Raw genomic sequence first — 22626 nt, forward strand, 5'->3', positions numbered from 1 at the left:
CCTTGGGGACCGGGCTGCCCTTCAGTACGTCCGTCAGGTCGGCCGGGGCCGTGACCCGCGCCGGCTCCCAGCTCCAGTTGTGGACGATGTGCACGCGCCGCCCGTCCTCGGCCGTACCGGTGGTCGCCGTGACCGAGGCCGGGAGGTCGCCCCAGACACTGCGGGCGGTGGGGGTCAGCCAGGAGGCCAGCTCCCGGGCGAGGTCGCGGCCCGGCACCGTCCCGACGTACGTCACCTGGCCCGCGCCGTGACGGCGGGTGGTGACCGCCGGCCAGCGGCCGAAGTGCGGGTGGTCGTACGTCACCAGCGGCTCGGCGTCGGTCACGGTGAGGCCGTCGGCCCAGTGCACCGCCTTCGCGCCTTCGGGGAGTCGCAGGGGGCCGCCCGGCACGCCACGCACCGGGATCTCCTGGGTCAGGTTGCTGTACTCGTCGTAGCTGACACCCGCCGCGTCCACCAGGCGTCCGGGGGCGAGTTCGTGGCGGGCCCGGGCCTCGTGGTCGGCGTACGCCGTGCGCGGGCCGAGGACCAGGTGGCCGCCGGCATGGGCGTACGCGGCGAACCAGTCGAGGGTCGTGTCGTCGACGACGTACAGCGCCGGGACGACCAGGACCGGGTGACGGGTCACCGCCTCCTCGGGAGTCAGTCCGTCCCGTTCGCCGCGCGGGTCGTGCAGCTGACGGGCGTGGATGATCCGGACCTGGCGGCCGGCGTCGAAGGCGCCCCGGTAGAACGGGTCGAAGATCCGGTGGTAGGCGGTGTCGTCAGGGCCGCCGTCGCCCGTCGCGATCGGCGGGTACTTCTGCATCAGCCACTTGCTTGGCGTCGAGTAGACCATCGTGATGTCGGCGTCCGGTTCGAGACCGGCGACCAGCGAGCCCGCCGCGTCCAACTCGGCGCCGAGCCGGGCCAGTTCGGCGTACGTCCGGCCGGGCACGCCGCTGTGCGGGAGGACGCCGCCCCAGTACGTCTCGGCGCCGAAGTGCAGGGTGTGCCAGTGCCAGTACTCGATCATCCTGGCCCCGCGCCCCACCAGTGCCCAGGCGGCCTGGCGCCACTGGCCGTCGTAGGCGGGGCGGTTGTGCCACGGCTCGCCGATGGACGAGGCGTTCGTCTCCGTGACCAGGAAGGGGGCCTGCTTGGAGGAGAACATCCAGTCGGCGGTCTGGTAGAGGGCCCAGACACCCGTGGTCTTCCAGTGCTGGGCGTACGCGTCCGGCGTGAGGTCGGGCAGCGCGAGGCCGTCCTGCATGGCGTAGTACGGGTTGCCCGACGAGATGTCGAGCGGCACGCTGAGTTCCTCGTCCTCCACGGCCCGGCGGGTGTACGAGATGCAGGTGGTGACGAACTGCTCCGGGTTCGCGTACTCCCGGACGATGTCGGCCTGCCAGCCGATGAACTCGGTGACCTGCCGGGCCTGGAACTCCCGCCAGGCGACGTCGTACTGGGGCTGGAAGTTACCGTCGGGGGTCCACAGGTCGGCCCATGTCGACAGGCGGTGCGACCAGTAGACGAGGCCCCACTCGCGGTTCAGGGTCTCGACGTCCCCGTACTTCGCCCGGAGATGGTCGACGAAGCGCTCGAACACGCCCCGGTTGTGGAGGAGCTCGTTGCCGGGCTCGTTGTCCACCTGGAAACCGATGACCGCCGGGTGGTCGGCGTACCGGGCGATGATCTTCCGGATCACCCGCTCGGCGTGGAACCGGAACGCGGGGTGCGTGAAGTCGACCTCCTGCCGGGCGCCCCAGCCGATCCGCTCCCCGGTGGCCCGCTCGCCGGTGATCTCCGGGTACTGGCGGGCCAGCCACGGCGGCACGGCGTAGGTCGGGGTGCCGAGGACCACTGCGATACCGCGCTCATGGGCGCCGTCGAGCACCGGCTCCAGCCAGTCCAGGTCGAAGCTGCCGTTCTCCGGCTCCCAGGTCGACCAGACCGACTCGCCGACCCGGATCACGCTGAAACGGGCGTCGGCCATCAGGTCGAGGTCGGTCTTGAGCTGTTCGCCGGGACGGTGCTCGCGGCCGTGCGTGGGCGCGTATTCGTGGTAGTACGCGGCGCCGAAGAGGACGCGGGCGGGCAGGACCGCCATGAAGTCAACCTCCAGTGGGGGAAGGGGAGTTGGGTAACGCGTGCGGCTGGGTCGGGAGTTACTGCTTGACGCCGCCGGTGGCCAGGCCGCTCTGCCAGTACCGCTGGAGCATCAGGAAGGCCACGACGAGCGGGATCACCGAGATCATCGACCCGGTCACGACCAGCGCGAGCATGTCGCTGCTGGCGCCCGCCCCGCCGTTCTGCGCCTGGGCGGCCCAGGAGGAGAGCCCGACCGTGATCGGGTACAGGTCCGGGTCGTTGAGCATGATCAGCGGCAGGAAGTAGTTGTTCCAGGTCGCCACCAGCGTGAACAGCAGCACGGTGACCAAGCCCGGTGCCAGCAGCCGCAGCACGATCTGGCAGAAGATCCGGAACTCCCCGGCCCCGTCCATCCGGGCGGCTTCGAGGATGCTGTCGGGCACCGCGTCCTGGGCGTACACCCGCATGAGGTACAGCCCGAAGGGGCTCACCAGCGAGGGCAGGATGATCGCCCACGGGGTGTTCACCAGGCCCACCTTGGCGAACAGCAGGTACGTCGGGATGGCCAGGGCCGTCGCCGGCACCATGACCGCGCCGAGTACGAGGTTGAAGGCGGCGCCGTTCCCGCGGAACCGGAACTTGGCGAACCCGTATCCCGCCGCTGCCGCCAGGACCGCGGCGCCGACGGCGCTGACACCGGCGTACAGCACGGTGTTGAGCAGCCAGTGGGCGAAGACGCCGTCATCCTGGGTGAAGGTCAGGCGGATGTTCGTCAGCAGCTGCGGTGCGTCGGAGAACCACAGGCCGAAGGTGTTGATCAGGTCCCGTGTGCTCTTCGTGGAGGCGATCAGCAGCCAGAGGAGCGGGAGGAGGAAGTAGGCGAGTACCGCCAGCATGGCGATCGTGAGGGGCGTGCTGGTGCGGCGGCCCGGCCGGCGGCGCCGCTGCCCGGCTGCTTCGGGCGCCTTGCCGGCGGCGACAACCACGCTGTCGGCAGGGGGAGTTGTGGTGGTCACGCGGGCCTCCTGCGGTTCGCGGTGAGCAGGAAGGCGTACGAGATGATCACGATCAGCAGGCCGAGGAGGAAGGAGACGGCTGCCGCGTAGTTGATCTGCTGGCTGGTGAAGGCGAGCGTGTAGGCGTAGAGGTTGGCGGTGTACGAGCTGTCGATAACGTCCGGGACGATCTTCATCAGCAGGTTGGGCTCGTTGAAGAGCTGGAAGCTGCCGATCACCGAGAACAGCAGGGTGAGCGTCAACGCGGGCCGCAGCGCCGGGAGTTTGATGGACCAGGCGATCCGCCAGGCCCCCGCTCCGTCCAGCGCGGCGGCCTCGTACAGGTCGTGCGGAATGGTCCGCAGGGCCGCGTACAGGATGATCATGTTGTAGCCGACGAACTCCCAGGTCACGATGTTCGCCAGGCTGCCGAGCATCCAGCTGTCGGTCAGGAAGTGCGGGGCGGGCAGGCTCAGCTTCTCGCTGAGCTGGGCGAACGGGCCGAAGTCCGGGCCGTAGAGGTAGCCCCACATCAGGGTGGCGACCACGCTCGGGACGGCGTACGGCACGAAGATGCCCAGCCGGATCACCCGGGACAGCCGCAGCAGGCCGCTGTCCAGGGCGAGGGCGAAGAGCAGGGCCAGCAGCAGCATCAGCGGGACCTGGATCACGAAGAAGGTCGCCACCCGGATCACCCCCTCACGGAGCTGGGGGTCCTTGAGGGCCGTGACGTAGTTGTCCAGGCCGACGAACGACGTGCCGCCGACCAACTTCTCCTGGAACAGGCTCAGATAGGCCGCGTAGCCGAGCGGAGCGAGGAACAGGAGAAGGAACAGAACCATGAAGGGGGCGATGAACAGCGGGCCCGCCGACCGGGGCCGCGCGAGGTGCTTGGCCATGTCAGGGGGCCGCCTTCACGGTGAAGCCCTGGCTCTTGGCGAACGTGGTGATCCGCGTCTGCCAGCCCCCGAGCGCGGCGACCGTGTCCGTCTTTCTGGCCAGCGAACGGCCGACGGTCTCCGTCCAGTCGGTGGCCACCTGGTCGAGGAACGGCGGCCACTGGAAGGACGGGTTGACCTGCTCGCTGATGCCCGCGAAGACCTCGTTGACCTTCTGGCCGCCGTAGAAGGCGGGCGTGTCACCGATGAAGCTCGCGTCCGCAAGCAGGGCCTTGGTGGCGGGGAAGAAGAACTGCTTCGTCGCGAACATCTTCGCGCTCTCGGGGTCGCTGTTGAGGAACTTGGCGAACTCGGCCGCCGCGATCGGGTTCTTGGTGGACCGGATCACCGCGGTCGTCGAACCGCCCCAGTTGCCCGCGCTCGGCTTGGACGCGTCCCACTGCGGCATCGGCGCCGCCCGCCACTTGCCGGAGGTGTCCTTGGCCGACCCGGAGAGGAACGCCGGACCCCAGGCCCCGGTCATCCAGGTGGCGTACTTGCCCTTGTTGAGCGCCGCGTACCAGGAGTCCGTGAAGTCCGGCTCCACACCGATGACACCCTCCTGCGCGAGCCCGCCCCAGAACGCGCCGAGCTTCTTGGAGACCGCGTCGTCGACACTGACCGTGATGTCGCTCTTGCCCGAGGTGACGTAGGGCTTGGCGCCCGCCTGCCAGAGCATGCCGTGCCAGGCGGCGACCTGGTTCGCGGCGAGGTTGGTCAGGTAGACGTCCGGGTCGGCCTTGTGCAGCTTGCGCGCGGCCTCGGCGAACTCGTCCCAGGTCTCGGGGACTTCGATGCCGTGCTTGTCGAAGATGTCCTTGCGGTACAGCATGCCCATCGGGCCGGTGTCCTGCGGGATCGCCCAGAGCTCGCCGTTGCTGCCACTGACCTGGCCCCAGGTCCAGTCCACGAACTGCGACTTGAGAGCGGAGGCGCCGTACGGCCGCAGGTCGAGGAGGCTGTCGGTGATCGTGAAGGTCGGGATGGCCTGGTACTCGATCTGCACCATGTCCGGGGCGCCGCTGCCGGCCTTCAGAGCCGTACGCAGCTTGGTGTACTCCGGGACGCCCTGACCGGCGTTGACGGCCTTGACCTTGATCGCCGGGTACTTCTTCTCGAAGAGGGCTATCTCCTGGTCGATGTTCGGGACCCACGTCCAGAACGTCAGCTCGGTCGGCGTCTTCATCGCCTTGTCGATGTCGGCCTGGCTGACCGGCTTCGACGAGGTCGAGCCGCCGTCGGAGCCGCCCCCGCCGCAGGCGGTCAGGGCCGCGCCGAGCGAGGCGGCGCCGGCCGCGGTGAGGAGGAGACGACGGCTGATGGCAGAAGAGGAGGCGATGTTCTTGCGCATGGTGAACTCCGGCCGGGGCGAAGGGAGTGGAGAGAAGGAAGGGCAGAGAGGCAGAGAGGCAGAGAGGCGGAGAGAGAAAAAGGGGAGGGGCCGCAGGTGGGGCTGACCGGCCTTTGGGCGGTGCGGCTACCGGTGGGGCGGGGGTGCGGTGGAGGACCGTACGACGAGGTCGACCGGTGGGTCGCTCGGCGGCAGGGGGTCCGCGTCCGGGTTCTCGATGGCGTGCAGGAGCCGTTTGAGGCCTTCCTGCGCCACGGCGTCGAAGGGCTGACGCACGGTGGTGAGCGGCGGTGTGACGTACGCGGCGACCGGGATGTCGTCGAACCCGACCACGCTGACGTCGTCCGGCACCCGCCGGCCGGCCTCCGTCAGGGCCCGGATCAGCCCGATGGCCATGTCGTCGTTGGCGGCGAACACGGCGGTCACCGAGGGATCGGCGGCGAGTCGACGACCCGCCGTGTATCCCGAGGCGGCCGACCAGTCGCCCACGACGACGGGCGGCTCGGGCGCTCCATGCGCCGCGAGGGCGGCCCGCCAGGCGGTGAGCCGGTCCCTGGCCGCGTACCAGCGGGGTGGACCCGAGAGGTGATGCACCGTCATATGGCCGAGATCCAGGAGGTGTTGGGTCGCGGCCCGGGTCAGCAGGTCCGCACCGCCGCCCGAGGTGACCGGGCGGGAGGTGGCGAAGGGGGTCGGTGCACCGATGACCAGAACCGGCACGTCGACGGACAGTCCCGCCGCGCTCGTACCCTCGTCGATCGGCTCGGAGACGACGATGCCGTCCACTCCCTGTTCGAGGAGTGAGCCGACGGCGCCGGCGACGCCCGCGGGGTCGCCCTCCACTGTGTTGACGACCCGCAGCGCGTACCCGGTGTCCCGGACGGCGCGCTCGATACCCATGAGCAGTGAGGCGGGCCCGTACAGGGCGGTGCCCAGCGTCACCACGCCGATGGATCTGGTCCGCCCGGAGGCGAGTGCCCGGGCGGCGTTGTTCATCCGGTAGCCGAGGTCCTCGGCGGCCTGGAGAACACGGCGCCGTACGTCCTCGGAGACGTAGGGCTCGCTGTTGAAGACCCTGGACACGGTCTTCTGAGAGACCCCCGCGAGACGCGCCACGTCGACACTGCGGGGTGTCGACGAGGTCGCGCCCCGTCCTGTCTGTCGTGTCACGGTGACTCCCGGTGGTCGGCGCCCACGGTGCCGGAGGATGGCTGTGGCTGACCGTGGACCTGAGGTGGGACAGCGTCCGCCGACTTTCTGACTGCGCTGTCATGACTGCGCAGTCATATCTACGCAGTCGGGCGGAGCGCGTCAAGGGTTCGCGCGAAATCTCCTGGTAACTTTCGGGTCCGCACGGTGGCCCCGGGCGTTGGCCGACGGCCATGAATCCCCGGTCATCCGGGTAGCTACCGGGTTTGACGCGCGTCCCGCGCCGTCCCGTGCCGTCGTCCGAGGAGCTGCCCGTGTCACCGCACGACATCGAGTCCCTGGCCCGTACCGCCCTGCCCGAGATGATCGACGACCTGCGGACACTGGTCGAATGCGAGACCCCCAGCGACGACAAGGAACTGCTGACCGCCGGACTCGCCGCCATCGAGGACCTGGCGCTTCGGCGTCTCGGCCCGCCGGACGAGGCCGTGCGCCACGACGGCGGCGAACACGGAGACGTCCTGGAACTCCTCTACCGGGGCACCTCCGGGACGACGGTGCTGCTGCTCGCCCACTACGACACCGTGTGGCCGGCCGGCACCCTCACCGAGTGGCCGTTCACCGTGACCGACGACGGCAGGGTGAGCGCGCCGGGCGCCTTCGACATGAAGTGCGGCCTGGTACAGGCCATGTGGGCGCTGCGGCTGCTGCGTGAACGGGATCTGCCGCGCCCCACGATCCGCCTGCTCCTCAACGGGGACGAGGAGATCGGCAGCCCCTTCTCCCGGCCCCACATCGAGCGGCTCAGCGAGCAGGTGGCGGCCACCCTGGTGTGCGAGCCGGCCGCGGGCACCGACGGCGACCTGAAGACGGCCCGCAAGGGCGTCGGCCTCTTCGAGGTGGCGGTGGAGGGGGTGGAGGCACACGCCGGCCTCGACCCGTACGGCGGCGCGAGCGCCGTGCACGCCCTCGCCGAACTGGTCATCCGCATAGCGCACTTGGGCTCACGGGAGCGCGGTACGACGGTCAACGTGGGGGTGATCAGCGGCGGTACGGGACGCAACGTCATCGCCGGACACGCCCGTTGCGGTGTCGACGTACGCATCGCCGACCCCGCCGAGGCGGCCCGCGTCGACACCGAACTGGCCGTCCTCACGGCCTCCGATCCCCGGGTACGGGTGTCCGTCTCCGGCGGCTGGAACCGCCCGGCGATGGTGCCGACGCCCGCCTCCCAACTCCTGCTCAAACAGGCGCAGTCGGTGGCCGCCGAGCTGGGCCTGACGATCCGTGAGACGAGTGTGGGCGGGGCGAGCGACGGCAACTTCGTCTCCGCGCTGCGACGCCCGGTGCTGGACGGTCTGGGGCCGGTGGGCGGGGGTGCGCACGCCCGGGACGAACATGTGCTGCTGGCCCACGTTCCCGCCCGTACCGCGCTCCTCGCGGGGCTGCTGACGGCTCACGCGGAATAGGCGGGCGCCCGCGTACGCTGGACATACGGTCGGCTCCAAGCGAACGGGGATCGGGATGACGTACGAGGCGAAGACCGAAGCGAAGGTCGGGACGAACGTCGAGGCAGGGGCCCCGGAAGCCGCCGAGGCGGTCCGCCAGGCCCGCTTCGGGCAGCTGCCGGAGCGGATCCGCGTGGAGGACATGGTGGCCGCGCAGCCGGCGTCCGTGCCGGACCCGGCGAAGGGCGCGTACAACGAGGACGAGTGGCTGGTCCGCTACTGCCTGTGAGCGGAACCCCTGTGAGCGGAAGTCGCGTTCGGCAGACGTGGGCGGGCGGGCCCCCGGAGTGATTCCGGTGGCCCGCCCGTCGGGACGTGCGGAGCAGGTCTGTCAGCTGACGTCGGACGCGTCCAGGCGGTACAGGCCGCTGCTGGTCGACGTGGATGTCGAGCTCGACGTCGACGAGCTGGTGGTCGAAGTGGAGCTGTAGGCCGAGGAGTTGACCGCCGTGCCGTGCTCCTTCACCCAGGTGGCGATCTCCGAGTTCGTGCCCTGGCCGGTGTCGCTGCTGACGATGATGTAGTGCAGCTCGCCCGACTTCACCAGGCTCTTGAGCTTGGCGAGGGTCATCGCGTTGTCGCTGCCCGACCAGCCGCCCATGGAGATGACCGGCCGGCCCGACTCCAGGATGATCGAGGACGCCGTCTGGTCGGTGGCCACCGCCAGCAGCCAGGTCGCGCCGTCCTGGTGCTTCTTGAGGTACGTGATCATGTCGGACGACACCTGCGAGCCGCCGCCCATTCCGCCGCCGCTCGGGCGGGTGCCCGACTCGGCCGCCGCCTCCGACGAACTCCCGCTGGTGGACGAGGTGTTGCCGGACGGGGGCTGACCCATGGACGGGCCGCCGCTGGTGCTCGTACCGCTGCTGCTGCCACTCGTGCCGCTCGTGCCACTCGTACTGCTGGAGCCCTGCGGAGCGCCGCCTCCGCCCATGCCCCCGCCCATTCCGCCGCCCGTGCTGGGGCCGGCCGTCGGGTTCGTGCCGTTGGTGGAGCTGGTGGCCGCCGAGACGGAGTAGGCCGCCGGGCCCGCCAGAAGGGCGACGACCGCCGCCAGGGCCGCGATGCCCAGCAGGCGCTGTCGCTTCATGAACCGGCCGGTCAGCAGGCCGATGACCGAGACCGTGGCCGCCACGGCCACCACGATCTCCGCGACCGTGTACAGGGTGCCGGAGCCCGAGACCCGCTGGAGCAGGACGACCGCCCAGACCGCGCTCGCCGCGACCGCCACCGGCAGAACCCACGCCCACTTCGCCGAGCCCTCGCGGAAGGCGCGGTACAGCATGACGCCGCCGGCGCCCGCCAGGGCCGCGATGCCCGGGGCCATGGCCGTGACGTAGTACGGGTGGAAGGTGCCCTCGGCGAGGGCGAAGGTCAGGTAGTGCAGGACGAACCAGCCGCCCCACAGCATCAGCGACGCCCGCTCGGAGTCCGTACGGGGAGCCCGGCCGCGCAGGACCAGGCCCGCGACCAGGGCGATCAGCGCGAACGGGATCAGCCAGGAGATCTGACCGCCCATGATCTCGTTGAACATCCGGTAGACGCCCGAACTGCCGCCGAAGCTGGCGCCGTTGCCCTGCGAGCCCACCGACGAACTCGCCCCGAAGATACGGCCGAAGCCGTTGTAGCCGATGACCAGGTCCCAGACCGTGTTGTCGGTCGAACCGCCGATGTAGGGGCGGGAGGAGGCCGGGATCAGGTCGACGACCACCATCCACCAGGCGGAGGAGACGATCAGTGCGACGGTGGCCACGGCCAGGTTGCGGACGCGCTTGCCGAGCCCGGCGTCCGCGGCCCAGAGGTAGACGAGGAAGAAGACCGGCAGGACGACGTACGCCTGCATCATCTTGGTGTTGAAGGCGAAGCCGATCGCGACCGCCGACCACACCAGCGGCATCAGCCGTCCCGTGCGCACCGCCTTCATCAGGGCAGCCGCGCCCAGCAGCATCAGGAAGACGAGGATCGGGTCCGGGTTGGTGTCCCGGGTGATGGCCACCGTGATGGGTGTCAGGGTGAGCGCGAGAGCCGCGATCGTCGCCGCGACCGGGCCGAAGTCACGCTTCACCATGCGGTGCAGCAACGCGACCGAGCCGGTGCCCACCGCGACCATCGGCAGCATCAACTGCCAGGTGCCGTAACCGAACACACGGGCCGACAGGCCCATCACCCAGAGGGCGAAGGGGGGTTTGTCGACGGTGATGAAGCTGCCGGAGTCCAACGCGCCGAAGAAGAACGCCTTCCAGCTCTTCGTGCCGCTGTACACGGCCGCGTCGTAGAAGGTGTTGCCGGTGATGGACGAGAGGTTCCAGGCGTAGAGCGCCGTGGCCAGCAGGAGGATGCCCCAGAGGGCGGGGCGGGTCCAGCGCGGGTCCTCCGGGGCGCCGCTGAACAGGCGCCGGGCACGGCCCGCGAGGGTGCCGTCGGTGGCCGGGGGTTCGGCGCGACGACGGTGGTCGGGCGCGCTGTCGCGGGTCGGCGGCGGGGCGAGGGTCGTCATGACGCGTACTCCAAGCTGGGGACGGGGCTGCTGATGTGCTGAGGTGCGCCGACCGGGGTGTGGCCCTGTGCGGGGACGCGGTGCGGGACGGGGATCCGGGAGCGTCCGGTGAGACCGGCGCGCAGCATCCGGCGTACGCCCCTGAGGTCGGCCAGGGCGGTACGGACGATGTCGACCCTGCTGTCGGGGTCGTCGACCCAGTCGACCGGTACTTCGTGGATGCGCAGCCGGTTGCGCTGGGCCAGGACCAGCAACTCGGTGTCGAAGAACCAGGAGTTGTCCTGGATATGTGGCTCCAGGGCCCGGAAGACGTCGGTGCGGACCGCCTTGAAACCGCACTGGGCGTCCGAGATGGGGGTCCCCCCGCTCGAGCGAAGCCGAGAGTGGGGGAGGGCCGCGAGGCCGAGCTTCAGCAGGGCGTTGTACGAACGGGAGACGAACTCGCGCTTCGGGCCGCGCACCACGTCGGCCTGGCGGTGCAGCCGGCTGCCGATGGCCACGTCGCTGTGGCCGGAGAGAAGGGGCGCCACGAGCGGGAGGAAGCCCGCGAGGCCCGTCGACAGGTCGACGTCCATGTAGGCGACCACGTCGGCCGTGGAGCGGCTCCACACGTGCTTCAGGGCGCGGCCCCGGCCCTTGGCGTCCAGATGGACGGCGTGGACATGGGGGAGGCGGAGCGTCAGCTCGGTCGCCGCCTGCCAGGTGGCGTCAGTGCTGGCGTTGTCCGCGACCGTGATCCGGAACGGGAACGGGAAGGAGGCTTCGAGGTAGGCGTGGAGACGGCCGATGCTGTCGGCGAGTACGTGCGCCTCGTTGTACACCGGCACCACGATCTCGACCGAACGCCGCCGGACGCCCCTCGCGTTCGTTTCGTTCATGCCAGTGACGATCGGGGCCGTATCTGGGGCGACCCTGAGGCGACTCTGAGCGACGAATGAGAATCAGCGAACTCACAGCCTGCCCACAGGAGCCCGCTGGCACGTGACTCACCGACCTACTGACACGTGACTTCAGGCCGTGTGCGCGTTGCCGCCACCCGGGGTCGCGGACGCTATCAACTGGTCGATCAGCGCTATCAGCACGTCCCGGCACGAGTCCCGGTCCCGGGCGTCGCACAGCAGGACCGGGGTGTGCTCCGGCAGCGCCAGTGCCTCCCGTATCTCATCCGGCTCGTACGGATGTTCCCCGTGGAAGCCGTTCACCCCGACGACGAACGGGATGTCCCGGCGCTCGAAGAAGTCGATCGCCGCGAAGCTCGACTCCGGCCGGCGTACGTCGATGAGGACCACGGCCCCCAGCGCGCCGATCGCCAGGTCGTTCCACATGAACCAGAACCGCTGCTGCCCCGGCGTACCGAAGAGGTACAGGATCAGCTCGTGGCTGAGGGTGATGCGACCGAAGTCGAGGGCCACGGTGGTGGCCTTCTTCTGTTCGATGCCGTCGAGGTCGTCGATGCCGAGGCCGGCCGCCGTGAGCGGCTCCTCGGTGCGCAGGGGCACGATCTCGCTGACCGAGCCGACCATCGTCGTCTTGCCCACGCCGAACCCGCCGGCGATGAGGATCTTGACCGTGTCGGGCGCCGAGGTCCCGTTCAGGGTCGGGTCAGAGCCGGCCAAGACCGTCCCTCACTTTCTGGAGCAGGTCCATGTCCGTGGTGCGCGAGATCTGCCTCGGGGACTGGGCGGTGATCCGGCCGGCCTCCAGCAGGTCGCACAGCATGATGACGACCACGCTCACCGGCAGGTCCAGATGGGCCGCGAGTTCCGCCACCACGACGGGCCGCGCGCACAGCCGCAGGATCCGAGCGTGCTCGGGCTGCGGACGCGTGGGCCCGTCCGGCTGCGGCTCCACCGCCGTCACCGACGTGATCAGAGTGAAGTCGGCGCGGCTGGGCCGGGTCCGCCCGCCGGTGAGCGTGAACGGCCGTACGAGACGGCCGGCCGCGTCGCTTCCGTTCACCTCACTCGCCGGCCGCGCCGACGACCCCGGCACGCGGGGCCGCGCTGAGGTGCTCACCGATCTTCTTCACCAGCATGTTCATCTGGTACGCCACCACGCCGACGTCCGCGCCCTGGCTGGTCAGCACCGCGAGGTGGGCGCCCGGGCCGGCCGCCGTGAGGATCAGGTAGCCGTTGCGCATCTCGATCAGCGCCTGGCGCACCGGGCCGCCCCGGAAGTCCATGCTGACGCCCTTGCTGAGGCTCATCAGCCCGGACGCGGTCGCCGCGAGCCGCTCGGCGTCGTCCCGCAGGAACGCCGTGGACCTGCTGACGACCAGTCCGTCCTCGGAAAGCACGACGGCGTGGTTGACCTCGGCTACCCGGTCCACGAGTCCGGTGAGCAACTGGTCGAGCTCGGTGTGCGTGGCGGGGGTGGGGCGTGTCATTTCTCTGTCCTTCATCAGCGGTCTGCGGGCGGAGTCGAGGTGACCGGAGTGCCTGCGTCGGGGAGTTGTGCGTCAGGTTCCTGAGGCGCGTAGTCCTCCCCATGGTCGTACTGCTCTTCGGCGTCGTCGTCACGGGCCTGGAGGGTGCCGCGCTGGAACCCGGAGAGCGAGGAGGCCGCGCGCTCCGCCGAGAACTCCTCGGGCGCCTCCTCGGACGTGCCGTCCGGTTCGGTGTCCTCCCGCAGCTCGGCGGCCAGGCTGGTCTGCGGCACCCGGCGCGGCAGCGGGGTAAGCCCGCCCTTGCGGGCGGCGGCGCCCCCGCGTTCGGCCTTGCGCTCACCGCCCGGACCCGCTCCCAGGTCCGCCCCGACGAGGACGGCGGCCCGGGGAGCGGTACCGGCGTCGGCGGTCCGGACGCGGGACACGGCGGACTGCGTCTCCCGGACGCGCTCGTGCGTCGGGCGCTCCGCGACAGCCGGGCCGGGCACCTCGGCGGACGCTTCCGCCGACTCCGACAAGTCCGTGTCCGGCGCGCTGAGTTCCCGTACGACGACGTCGTGCGGGATCAGCACGATCGCCGTCGTACCGCCGTACGGCGAGGAGCGCAGCGTGACGTGGATGCCGTGCCGGACGGCGAGGCGCGCGATCACGAACATGCCGAGCCGCAGGTCGTCGGCGAGGGCCACCACGTCGAACTGCGGGGCCTTGGCCAGGTGTTCGTTGAAGGACGCGTAGTCGTCCTCGGACATGCCGAGTCCGCGGTCCTCGATCTCGATGGCCAGGCCCTTGGCGACCATCGCGGCCCGTACACCCACCGGGCTGGGCGCGGGGGAGTAGGCGGTCGCGTTGTCGATCAGCTCGGCCAGCAGATGGATGACGTCGGCGACCGCGGGCGGCGCGAGGTACACGTCCTCCTCGGTCTGCACCTCGACCCGCTGGTACTGGGCGACCTCACCGACGGCGCTGCGCAGGATGTCGATCAGCGCGACCGGCTCGGTCCAGCTGCGGCCGGGCCGTTCACCGCTGATGATGACGAGGTTCTCCTCGTAGCGGCGCAACTGGCTGGCCGTCGAGTCGAGTTCGTACAGGCCCTTGAGGATCTCCGGGTCCTGGTGGGCGCGTTCCAGCGCGTCCAGCTTGGTGAGCTGGAGGTTGACCAGGTTCTGGCTCTGCCGGGCGATGCCCAGGATGACCTTCTGGAAGCCCCGCCGGGTGTCGGCGAGTTCGACCGCGGTGTGCACGGCGGTGCGCTGCGCGGCGTTGAACGCGTGTGCCACCTGACCGAGTTCGTCGTAGCCGTAGTCCAGCGGCGGGGTGGCCGACTCGACGTCGACCTTCTCGCCCCGGTTGAGCCGCGCGACCACGTCCGGCAGCCGCTCCTCGGCCAGGCTGAGGGTCGCCATGCGCAGCCCGCGCAGCCGGCGGGACAGGGACCGGGTGATGCGCCAGGACAGGATGACGCACAGCACCAGTCCGCCGAGTCCGACGGCGCTCAGCACACCGGCCTTGATCAGCAGCGAGTCCGCCTCGTCGGCGCTGCGGGTGAGGAGTCCCCGGGTCTCGTCGTGGATGAGCGAGCCGTACTGGAGGCTCAGCTGGTCGATCGCGGCCGACCACTGCTTCTGCCTGGCGGGCAGGGTGATCTTCCGTTCGGCGCCGCCGCCGGGCGTGCCCGACGCGAGCACCTGGTCCTCGATGGCGGTCACGGTCCGCCAGGCGGGGCCCGCCAGGATCGCCTCGGTGCGGGTCTTCGCCGAGCCGGTGAGGGACTGGATCAGCTGGTCCTCGACGACCCAGCGCCGGGCGCTGACCAGCCGGACGTAGGCCTCCCACTCCTTCTGGTCGAAGTGGCGCGAGGGCCAGGCCAGGGTGAGCTGCGAGTCCTCCTGGGCGACCAGTTCGGCCGCCTGCTCCAGTGACACGAGTGGGCCGGCCTGCGAGGTGAGGTCGCCGTCGTCGACCTGGGAGAGCTCCTGGAAGGCGTGGATCTGGTTGCCGATGATCGACGAGTACTGGTCCAGCACCTGCTGGGGGGAGATGTCGGTGAGACGGTCCACCTGCCCGCGGTAGTACTCCAGGCTGCCCGTCGCCGCGATGACCGAGTACATCCGGTCCCCGATACGGGAGGGGGCCTCCTGGACGGCCTTCGTCTGTCCGACCAGTTTCGCGACCGCCACGTCCGTCGCCTTGCGCTGCGCGTCCAGGGCGGTGCGGTCGCCCTTGGGCGAGGCCAGCCACTCGGCCGACAGGGTGCGCTCCTTCTGCAACGCGAACGTGGCGTCGGTGCCCATGGCGCCGGTCGCCTTGCTGAGTTGCGTCTGGTCCCGCAGCCGCATGCCCTCCGAGAACATCTGAATCGTGGTCACACCCCACATCGCGGCGAGGAGGACGCTGGGAACCAGTGCGAGAAGGATCAGCGAGAGACGTATGGAGCCGAGACGGCGCCGGGCACCTTTGCGTGGAGGCATCGTCGTCCTAGGGCGATCAGCGGTGGGCGGGAGTGACAAGTGGCAGGTGACGGATGGCGGGTGACAGCGGAAACGGAACAGGTGGCGGAACACGCCCGGGTCGGCAGGATGCTATCCGTACAAGTGAACGTACACACCGTGAGCCCCCAAAGCTTGGCGTAGCCGTTGTACGACGGTTGCTGCGCAAAGGGATTGGGGAGCGCACCGGAAGGGGATACGGAACGTCCGCCGAAGGGAGCCGACGGGGGCTGTAGGGATCCGTAGGGAGTCGTAGAGGGACGGGAGTCGGGTACCGCGTGACGCTCAGCGGGTGCCGTCGGCCGCGAACCTGGCGACGTCGGCGATGTTCTGCTTGGTGACGAAGGCGGGCCCGGTGAGCACGGGAGCCGATCCGCCGCCGCTGAAGTTGCCGTTGGACTTGTACAGCCAGAGCGAGTCGACTGCGAGATAGCCCTGGAGGTACGGCTGCTGATCCACGGCGAACTGCACGGCACCACTCTTGATCGCGCCCACGATGTCGTTGTTGAGGTCGAAGGTGGCGATCTTCGCCTTGCTGCCCGACTGGTCCACCGACTTCACCGCCGAGAGCGCGAACTGCGCGCCCAGCGTGACCACTTCGTCGATGCTCGGGTCCTGGTTCAGCCGGGCCGCGATGACCGCGGACACCGTGTCCATGTCGGTGCCGTTCACGTACAGGTTCTCGGTCTCGCCGGTGAAGGTCTTCTTCACACCGGCGCAGCGCGCCTCCAGGCCGACGTTCCCCTGCTCGTGGATGACGCAGAGGGCGTGCTTGACCTTGAGCGCGTCCAGCTTGTCGCCGAGAGCCCGGCCGGCGGTGCTCTCGTCCTGGCCGAAGAACTCCAGCAGGCCCGTCGAACGCCACGCGTCGATACCCGAGTTGAGGCCGACCACGGGAATCCCGGCGGCCTTCGCCTGCGAGACCACGCTTTTCATCGCGTCCGGCTTGGCGAGGGTCACGGCGATCCCGTCGACCTTGTTCTTGACGGCGTCGCGCACCAGATCGGCCTGGGCGGCGGCATCGGGGTCACTCGCGTACGTCAGCTCGATGTTGTCCTTCGCCGCGGCGGCCTGCGCTCCCTTCTGCACCCGCTCCCAGAAGGCGTCGCCCTTGGCTCCGTGGGTGATCAGGGCGACCTTCATCCGGGCGGTACCGGCGCCGGCGGAGCCCCGGCCGGAGTCCGACCCGTCGGAGCCGGAGCCCGAACAGCCGGCCGCGAGGAGACAGACGGCGGCCAGACCGGCGACAACGGCCGTGGCACGGACGGACCGTGCGGAAGCGGAAGCGGAACCGGAAGAGGCGGGGGGTGTGTTCATGGAAGTGCGGCACCTCGCTGCGCGGCCGAGGAGGGGAGGGACAAGAAGGGGAGGGACATGGAGCGGAGGGGACGAGACGGGGTGTGGGTACGCCGAAATCTGTGCGATCGCCGGTCGACGTGCACTGACTGTCCGACTTTCACTGGGGCGGAGCCAACCGGATGTGACGCCTGGTAGTCAAGTGAGCAACCAGTTGGAACCATGTCCCCGGCTTGCGTGATCCCCCTCGGACGGCCTTGGGCGATGTCAGAAGGATTGCCGGTACGGATGGGTAATGGAAGGGGAGATGGGGCCTCCGGTTCCCTTTCGTGCCCTGGTGTTTGCCAAGTCGTCAATGCGTCAGGTCGTCGAGACGCCGAGTCGTCGGAACTCCGAGGGCGCGCGGTGCGTTCACCCTGGCGGCGTGCCAGGGTGAACCCTCCCGCGATTCCCGAAGGTTCTACGCGTACGCGCTACGGCTTCCGGGCCACCGCCCCGTACATGGCGATGTCCTCGTCGCGGATTCCCTCCCCGCTCGTCGCGTCCGGGTGCCACTTGTGGACCTGGACGATTCCCGGCTCGACCAGGTCGAGACCCTCGAAGAACTGCTCCGCCTCGGGGAACGTGCGCAGACGCATCGGCATGTTGCGGGCCTTGTACTCGCGGGCGACCCGGCCCACCTCCTCCGGGGCGAACTCGGCAGTGCCGATGGACATCGCGAGGTAGCTGCCCGAGGGGAGGGGGTCGAGGAGGCGGCGGACGATGCCCACCGCGTCGTCCTCGTCCAGGACGAAGTGGACGATCGCTATCACCGTGAGAGCGACCGGCTTGGTGAGATCCAGGGTCTCGCGGAAGTCGGGGGAGTCGAGGATGGCCTCCGGGTGCTGGAAGTCGGCCTCGATGTACGCCGTCCGGCCCTCCGGTGTGCTGGCCAGCAGGCCCTGGGAGAGGGTGAGGACGATCGGGTCGTTGTCGACGTAGACGACCCGGGACTCGGGAGCCACCGACTGGGCGATCTCGTGGAGGTTGGGGGAGGTGGGAATGCCGGTGCCTATGTCGAGGAACTGGCGGATGCCCGCTTCCTTGGCGAGGTAGGCCACCGCGCGGTTCATCCAGTCGCGGTTGGCCTTCATGTGGATCGGCAGGGCGGGCCACTCGTGCGACATGGCGTCGCCCGCTTCCTTGTCGGCGGGGTAGTAGTCCTTACCGCCGAGGATGTAGTCGTAGATCCGTGCGGAGTGTGCGTTCTCCGTGTCGATCCGGTCGGCAGGCCATCCGTTTTCGGGCACGCCGCCCCTCCCATTCAGCTCGTGGATCTGATTCTGAGTCAGGTCAGTCAAGTCTCAGTAGAAACAAGGCAGTTCAGAGCAGGAAGTCTGCGTCACCCGCCTTGACGCCGGCCAGGAAACTCGTCATCTCGTTCGGGGTGAAGACCAGCGCCGGGCTGTCGGGATCGGTGGACTGACGGACGGCGACCCGGCCGTCGGCGAGCTTCTTCACTTCGACGCAGGCGCCGCCCGCGTCGTCGCTCCACGGCTTGGACCAGCCCCGTGAACCGAGTTCACGGGCCGGCATGCCGTTGCGTACGGGGTGGGAGTGGCCGGAGTGGTTGGAGTGGGTGTTCGTGAGGTGAGGATGTGTGGGGTGGTGCATGTCAGAGCTCCTTGCGAATCGCACCGAGGAGAGCCTCGGTCTTTCTGGCGGGCGCCGACTGCGCGCCCAGCCGGTCCAGAGCCTCGCGATAGACGACGACGTCGTCGCCCTTGTCGAGATACACCGCGCCGACCAGACCGCTCAGATAGACGATGTCCGGCAACTCGGGTGCCCTGAACCGGAAGAGATGGAACGCCCCGGCCCGCATCGCGGGATGCGGGCCGTTGCCGAACGGCATGATCTGCAAGGTCACATGGGGCAGCGCGTTCATCTCGATCAGGTGGTCGATCTGCGCGCGCATCACCTCCGGACCGCCGACCGGCCACCGCAGCACGGTCTCGTCCATCACGATCCACACCCGCGGCGGCGCCGGACGGGTCAGCAGCTCCTGGCGGCGCAGCCGCAGCGCCACACGCCGGTCCGTCTCCTCCGAGGAGCCGTGCGGATTGCCGGCCCCCAGCAGGGCACGCGCGTAGTCCGCCGTCTGGAACAGACCCGGCACGAACTGCGCCTCGTAGGCGCGGATCTGCAACGCCGCCTGTTCCAGGCTCAGATACGCGGCGAACCAGTCGGGCAGTACGTCCCGGTAGTTGTGCCACCAGCCGCGCTTGTTGGCCTCGCGGACCGACTTGAGGAACGTGTCGATCTCCTGCTGGTCCGTCACCCCGTACGTCTGCAGCAGTTTCTCGACGTCCGGCAGGCGCAGGCGGGCCACCTTGGCCGCTTCCATCCTGCGGATCGTGGAGTGGCTGACGCCGATCGCCACACCCGCGTCCTCGAACGAGAGGCCGGCGCGCGTCCGCAGCTCCTCCAGCTGTCTGCCGAGGATCATGCGCAGGACGGAAGGGGCGCCGCCCCAGTCGGTCTCCGCGGTCACGCCTACCCCCTCACGCCGGGCTCAGGGTCGCAGTCTGTCACGATCATCTTTCGACGGGAGCAGCATGCACCCCACAAAATGCAAATTTCAACTTGCTGGTTGCGAGCCGTTGTTGTCAGGTGTCACAGTGTTCGTACCTTCCCGGAAACGGTGAACGACGAGTGCGAACAGCCCAGTTGGGGGAGAAGGGGCTGCAACCTGCACTGTTTTGATGCAGGTTGACCTACTCGCGGGTCATCTCGGGACGGTGTCGCACCGGCCAGGGTGCGCAGGCAGACGAAAGGCGAACGGCGATGGCTCCGCCCTCCCTCCCCCAGCCGCTCGGCCGAATGCCCGGCGGCCCACGTGCCGGCCGCCCCGACAGCCCGGACCTCCCAGACGCTTTCGGTCACTCTCCGCAGTCGGACATGTTCGTTCTGCCCGCGGCTCCCGCTTCCGTGAGCGCGGCCCGCCGGAAGGTGCGCGAACTGCTCGACGCCTGGGGTGTCGACGCCGACACCTGTGACAACGCCCTTCTCGTCACCTCCGAACTCGTCACCAACGCCCTCACCCACACCGCCAGCGAGCGGATCGTCTGCCGACTGCGCCTCTCCGCCGGACGGCTGCACGTCGAGGTCGAGGACGAGAACCGTGGCGGGACCCTGCCGGCCCAGCGCCGGCCCGGCTTCGACGAACAGTGCGGGCGTGGACTCCTGTTGGTCGGCGTCCTGAGCAGCGACTGGGGCGTCCGCGACGCCCCGCACGGCTCCGGCCGCATCGTCTGGGCAGAACTCCCCACGGCAGAGGCCGAGCTGACGGAGGCGACCCCGGCGATTCCGCCGACCGCGACGTCGGCGACACCCGCGCCATCGGCACCGGCCGCTCCGGCAGCGCCGGCCGAGGCAACCGCTTCCGCCACGGCGACGGCTCCCAACGGCACGGCGACCCTCACCGGGACGGCGACGGCCACCGAGGTGGCGCTGATCGCATCGGCGCCGGTCAGAGCCGCATCCATAGCGGCCGCGCCCCAGCTTCCACCGACCGACCGTGTCACCGGGCCCGCGCCGACCGCGCCCCCGCTTCCCCCGGCCGCTCATCCCGCCGACGCCGCGTCCACTTCCCCGGCGTCGGCCGGATCCGCATCCGCACCCGCGCTGACGCCGCCCGCGTCGGCTGCCCACGCCCCCGCGCCCACCGTGGCCCTCCGGTCGCCCACTCCATCCACCCTCCACGCAACCCTCGCTGCCCCCGCCGTACAGGTCGTCGCGCCCGCCCCCTGGCATGCGTCGGCCTCGCACCGCATCCGGCCCGTCCCCCACTCGGCCGAAGGAATCGCCTCACATGGACCGTATGGAACGACAGCACCGCACCCCCCGTACTCCCGCTCCTGACCCGCGCCCGCTCGGCCCGCGTGGCCCGGTCGCCCACCCGTTCCTCGGGTCACGCGCACCCCATCCGTCTCACGCCCCCCACACACCTCGCCCCCTCCAGTCCGTCGCCACGCACCTCGCACCCCCGCCGCTCCACGCGCCCCCCTCGGTCAAGGCCACCCGCGCGCACTTCGGTCACTCCGGTCACCTCGTCCTTCCCGCCCGGCTGACCGCCGGTCTCGGTTGTGACGCCGTCGGCACGCCACGCGAGCACGGGCGTCAGATCATGGACTCGCTGCCCCGCGTCGGCTGTGTCTTCGCCGACGACCAGTGCTGGTGGTGGATCGTGCCGTCCGGTTCCCACATCGGTGTCACCTGGCCCCCGGGCACCCGTTACGTGGTCGGCGCACAGCTGGCCGACCCGTCCTGGACACGCACCCGACCGGCGTCCCCGTCCGCCCGGCCCCGGCTGATCCACAGCCCCGAGGGCGACTCCCCGTACACCCCGCCGATACCGCTGTACGTCCTCGCCTGCCGTCTGGCCGGCAGCGTTCCCAGCTGGTCACCCGGCATGAGCGGCTGATCCCGCCGGCTCTCTCGCGAATCCCCTGAGGCGAAAGGCCTCGGGGGATCTTGACGGCACAAATGTTACCGGTAACATTTGTGCCGTCCCCGCATCGGCGCGAGGACGAGTCAGCCGCGTTCTCTACCAAGGCGACGGGAGTCCACGTGACCGACCAACCCTCCGGGCACCCGGCGGTCACGGAGCAACGGGCCTCCTCGGCGCCCCCTGCGCCTCCGGGAGCCCCCGTGGCCCTTACGGGACCCAAGCCCCCCGCAGCCCTCGCAGCCCCGACAGCCCTTGCGCCCCCCACGACTGCGACCACTCCGATCTTCAGCCCCGTCGCCGTGGTCGCCTCCTGCCTCGGCTTCGTGCTGATCGGGGTCATCCAGGCTCTGTACGGCCCGTCGATCCCGGCCTTCCGTGAAGAGTTCGGGCTCTCTCCGTCGGCCGCGGGTCTCGGCCTGAGCGCCCACTTCGCCGGCGGGGTCGTCGGAGTGCTGCTGTTCGACCGGCTGCACGGGCGGCTCGGCAACCGGCGCATCCTCGGCAGCTCATACGTGCTGATGGCAGTGGGCGCCGCGGGCTTCGCGCTGGCGCCGAACTGGCCCGTCGCCCTGGTCGCCGCCCTGGTCGCCGGGCTCGGGTTCGGCGGTATCGACTACGGCCTCAACCAGTTGTTCGCGGTCGGCTTCGGCGAGCGCTCCACGGCGATGCTGAACATCCTCAACGCCCACTTCGGCGTCGGCGCGATCCTCGGACCGGCGCTGATCGGAGCGGTCGGCTCCGAGCACTATCCGGCCGTCTTCCTCGGCTTCTCCCTCGCCAACCTGCCCCTTCTGCTGTGCCTTCGAGGCGTACGGGAGCACCTCCCGCAGCCGGCCCCCGCGCCCGAGTCGGACGCGTCCGACGCCTCCGCCCGCCCAGGCGGGCAGGTGCTCGCCCGGAGCCTGGCTTCGGTGATCGGTGTCTTCGTCACCCTCTATGTCCTGCACGTGGGTATCGAGGCGGGCGTCGGCGGCTGGGAGCCGACGCACCTGGAGACGGTCGGGTACGGGGCCACAGCCGCCGCCACGGCCACCTCCGTGTACTGGCTGATGATGACCGTGGGCCGTTTCCTGGCCGCCCCGCTCGCCCTGCGCTTCTCGCCGCAGACGATCGTCGCGGTGTCCTGCGCCGGTATGACCGTCTGCCTGTTCCTGGCCGCCATACCAGGACTCGCCCCCTACGCCTACGCGGGCGTCGGCCTCTTCATCGCGCCCATCTTCCCCACCGGACTGCCCTGGCTGAACCAGGCCGCCTCGGGGGCGCGAAGAGCCGGTGCCGTGGTCATCGCCGCGTCGATGGCCGGGGGAGTGGCCGCGGGGCCGGCGCTCGGCAAGGCCATCGAGTGGTCCGGCGTACGGGCCGTGCCGCTGCTGCTGGGCGGGGTCTCGGCGCTGTGCCTGGCGGCCACGGTGTGGCTGATCCGGGCGACACGGGTTCGATGACCGCCCCCCCGGCCCAACG

At 70.1% G+C, this 22626-nt stretch carries 20 protein-coding genes; 5 read left to right on the forward strand and 15 right to left on the reverse strand.

Features of this window, described 5'->3' with window-relative positions; genetic code table 11:
* From STRTUCAR8_RS18540 to STRTUCAR8_RS18560, 5 genes are all read right to left on the reverse strand, one after another.
* On the reverse strand, nucleotides 1-2089 hold a 2089-nt coding region (locus tag STRTUCAR8_RS18540), incomplete at its 3' end, for a beta-galactosidase (protein WP_006377385.1).
* A 58-nt stretch (nucleotides 2090-2147) separates the two neighbouring features.
* Entirely contained in the window at nucleotides 2148-3086 is a 939-nt protein-coding gene (locus STRTUCAR8_RS18545; RefSeq protein ID WP_006377381.1) for a carbohydrate ABC transporter permease, read from the reverse strand.
* Nucleotides 3083-3964 carry a carbohydrate ABC transporter permease gene (locus tag STRTUCAR8_RS18550; protein WP_006377359.1) on the reverse strand — a complete coding sequence of 294 codons (882 nt, stop codon included), beginning with the start codon at nucleotides 3962-3964 and terminating at the stop codon, nucleotides 3083-3085. Before STRTUCAR8_RS18550 ends, STRTUCAR8_RS18545 begins: the two co-directional genes overlap by 4 nt.
* 1 nt (nucleotide 3965) lies before the next feature.
* Complete coding sequence (locus STRTUCAR8_RS18555; RefSeq protein ID WP_006377376.1) at nucleotides 3966-5354, reverse strand: ABC transporter substrate-binding protein; 1389 nt, start codon at nucleotides 5352-5354, stop codon at nucleotides 3966-3968.
* A gap of 126 nt (nucleotides 5355-5480) precedes the next feature.
* Nucleotides 5481-6524, reverse strand: a complete 1044-nt coding sequence (locus tag STRTUCAR8_RS18560; protein ID WP_006377372.1) for a LacI family DNA-binding transcriptional regulator — start codon at nucleotides 6522-6524, stop codon at nucleotides 5481-5483.
* Nucleotides 6525-6817: 293 nt separating this feature from the next.
* On the opposite strand from STRTUCAR8_RS18560, the gene STRTUCAR8_RS18565 reads away from it, so the two are divergent.
* A complete protein-coding gene (locus tag STRTUCAR8_RS18565) occupies nucleotides 6818-7972 on the forward strand; it encodes a M20 family metallopeptidase (protein ID WP_006377379.1) in 1155 nt (384 codons plus the stop codon).
* Nucleotides 7973-8027: 55 nt separating this feature from the next.
* Nucleotides 8028-8240, forward strand: a complete 213-nt coding sequence (locus STRTUCAR8_RS18570; protein WP_006377380.1) for a hypothetical protein — start codon at nucleotides 8028-8030, stop codon at nucleotides 8238-8240.
* 102 nt (nucleotides 8241-8342) lie between these two features.
* Here the strand turns inward: STRTUCAR8_RS18570 and STRTUCAR8_RS18575 are convergent, their stop codons facing one another.
* The 10 genes from STRTUCAR8_RS18575 to STRTUCAR8_RS18620 all read right to left on the reverse strand — a co-directional run bounded on the left by STRTUCAR8_RS18575 (nucleotide 8343) and on the right by STRTUCAR8_RS18620 (nucleotide 19206).
* Complete coding sequence (locus STRTUCAR8_RS18575; RefSeq protein ID WP_006377366.1) at nucleotides 8343-10508, reverse strand: ArnT family glycosyltransferase; 2166 nt, start codon at nucleotides 10506-10508, stop codon at nucleotides 8343-8345.
* On the reverse strand, nucleotides 10505-11386 hold the full coding sequence (locus STRTUCAR8_RS18580) for a glycosyltransferase (RefSeq protein ID WP_006377375.1): 882 nt from the start codon (nucleotides 11384-11386) through the stop codon (nucleotides 10505-10507). Before STRTUCAR8_RS18580 ends, STRTUCAR8_RS18575 begins: the two co-directional genes overlap by 4 nt.
* Nucleotides 11387-11518: 132 nt before the next feature.
* Entirely contained in the window at nucleotides 11519-12124 is a 606-nt protein-coding gene (locus STRTUCAR8_RS18585; protein WP_006377387.1) for a GTP-binding protein, read from the reverse strand.
* Nucleotides 12111-12467 (reverse strand): DUF742 domain-containing protein, encoded by a 357-nt coding sequence (locus STRTUCAR8_RS18590; RefSeq protein ID WP_006377384.1) that lies wholly within the window; start codon nucleotides 12465-12467, stop codon nucleotides 12111-12113. The genes STRTUCAR8_RS18585 and STRTUCAR8_RS18590 overlap by 14 nt, the downstream gene beginning before the upstream one ends.
* A gap of 1 nt (nucleotide 12468) precedes the next feature.
* Complete coding sequence (locus tag STRTUCAR8_RS18595) at nucleotides 12469-12894, reverse strand: roadblock/LC7 domain-containing protein (protein WP_006377390.1); 426 nt, start codon at nucleotides 12892-12894, stop codon at nucleotides 12469-12471.
* Between the two features lie 14 nt (nucleotides 12895-12908).
* Entirely contained in the window at nucleotides 12909-15362 is a 2454-nt protein-coding gene (locus STRTUCAR8_RS18600) for a sensor histidine kinase (RefSeq protein ID WP_006377391.1), read from the reverse strand.
* Between the two features lie 303 nt (nucleotides 15363-15665).
* Nucleotides 15666-16697 carry a substrate-binding domain-containing protein gene (locus tag STRTUCAR8_RS18605; protein WP_006377382.1) on the reverse strand — a complete coding sequence of 344 codons (1032 nt, stop codon included), beginning with the start codon at nucleotides 16695-16697 and terminating at the stop codon, nucleotides 15666-15668.
* A gap of 452 nt (nucleotides 16698-17149) precedes the next feature.
* Nucleotides 17150-17965, reverse strand: a complete 816-nt coding sequence (locus STRTUCAR8_RS18610) for an SAM-dependent methyltransferase (RefSeq protein WP_006377365.1) — start codon at nucleotides 17963-17965, stop codon at nucleotides 17150-17152.
* A gap of 73 nt (nucleotides 17966-18038) precedes the next feature.
* The gene (locus tag STRTUCAR8_RS18615; RefSeq protein ID WP_179200460.1) at nucleotides 18039-18251 is read right to left on the reverse strand and encodes a DUF397 domain-containing protein; all 213 of its coding nucleotides are present in this window, start codon (nucleotides 18249-18251) and stop codon (nucleotides 18039-18041) included.
* Nucleotides 18252-18330: 79 nt separating this feature from the next.
* A complete protein-coding gene (locus STRTUCAR8_RS18620; protein WP_006377386.1) occupies nucleotides 18331-19206 on the reverse strand; it encodes a helix-turn-helix domain-containing protein in 876 nt (291 codons plus the stop codon).
* A gap of 407 nt (nucleotides 19207-19613) precedes the next feature.
* On the opposite strand from STRTUCAR8_RS18620, the gene STRTUCAR8_RS54270 reads away from it, so the two are divergent.
* The 3 genes from STRTUCAR8_RS54270 (at nucleotide 19614) to STRTUCAR8_RS18640 (ending at nucleotide 22607) form a co-directional block, all read left to right on the forward strand.
* On the forward strand, nucleotides 19614-20576 hold the full coding sequence (locus STRTUCAR8_RS54270; RefSeq protein ID WP_006377363.1) for an ATP-binding protein: 963 nt from the start codon (nucleotides 19614-19616) through the stop codon (nucleotides 20574-20576).
* Nucleotides 20527-21138 (forward strand): hypothetical protein, encoded by a 612-nt coding sequence (locus STRTUCAR8_RS54275; RefSeq protein WP_006377378.1) that lies wholly within the window; start codon nucleotides 20527-20529, stop codon nucleotides 21136-21138. Before STRTUCAR8_RS54270 ends, STRTUCAR8_RS54275 begins: the two co-directional genes overlap by 50 nt.
* A gap of 308 nt (nucleotides 21139-21446) precedes the next feature.
* Nucleotides 21447-22607 (forward strand): MFS transporter, encoded by a 1161-nt coding sequence (locus tag STRTUCAR8_RS18640; protein WP_044472435.1) that lies wholly within the window; start codon nucleotides 21447-21449, stop codon nucleotides 22605-22607.
* Nucleotides 22608-22626: the final 19 nt, after the last annotated feature.

The organism is Streptomyces turgidiscabies Car8, from assembly GCF_000331005.1.
Taxonomy (GTDB): domain Bacteria; phylum Actinomycetota; class Actinomycetes; order Streptomycetales; family Streptomycetaceae; genus Streptomyces; species Streptomyces turgidiscabies.

What these genes read in the sequence shown, in the direction of transcription:
- STRTUCAR8_RS18550 (WP_006377359.1), bottom strand. Translation starts at nt 3,964, where the DNA reads ATGGCCAAGCACCTCGCGCGGCCCCGGTCGGCGGGCCCGCTGTTCATC.
- STRTUCAR8_RS18555 (WP_006377376.1), bottom strand. Translation starts at nt 5,354, where the DNA reads ATGCGCAAGAACATCGCCTCCTCTTCTGCCATCAGCCGTCGTCTCCTC.
- STRTUCAR8_RS18570 (WP_006377380.1), top strand. Translation starts at nt 8,028, where the DNA reads ATGACGTACGAGGCGAAGACCGAAGCGAAGGTCGGGACGAACGTCGAG.
- STRTUCAR8_RS18575 (WP_006377366.1), bottom strand. Translation starts at nt 10,508, where the DNA reads ATGACGACCCTCGCCCCGCCGCCGACCCGCGACAGCGCGCCCGACCAC.
- STRTUCAR8_RS18580 (WP_006377375.1), bottom strand. Translation starts at nt 11,386, where the DNA reads ATGAACGAAACGAACGCGAGGGGCGTCCGGCGGCGTTCGGTCGAGATC.
- STRTUCAR8_RS18595 (WP_006377390.1), bottom strand. Translation starts at nt 12,894, where the DNA reads ATGACACGCCCCACCCCCGCCACGCACACCGAGCTCGACCAGTTGCTC.
- STRTUCAR8_RS18600 (WP_006377391.1), bottom strand. Translation starts at nt 15,362, where the DNA reads ATGCCTCCACGCAAAGGTGCCCGGCGCCGTCTCGGCTCCATACGTCTC.
- STRTUCAR8_RS18605 (WP_006377382.1), bottom strand. Translation starts at nt 16,697, where the DNA reads ATGAACACACCCCCCGCCTCTTCCGGTTCCGCTTCCGCTTCCGCACGG.
- STRTUCAR8_RS18615 (WP_179200460.1), bottom strand. Translation starts at nt 18,251, where the DNA reads ATGCCGGCCCGTGAACTCGGTTCACGGGGCTGGTCCAAGCCGTGGAGC.
- STRTUCAR8_RS54270 (WP_006377363.1), top strand. Translation starts at nt 19,614, where the DNA reads ATGTTCGTTCTGCCCGCGGCTCCCGCTTCCGTGAGCGCGGCCCGCCGG.
- STRTUCAR8_RS54275 (WP_006377378.1), top strand. Translation starts at nt 20,527, where the DNA reads ATGGACCGTATGGAACGACAGCACCGCACCCCCCGTACTCCCGCTCCT.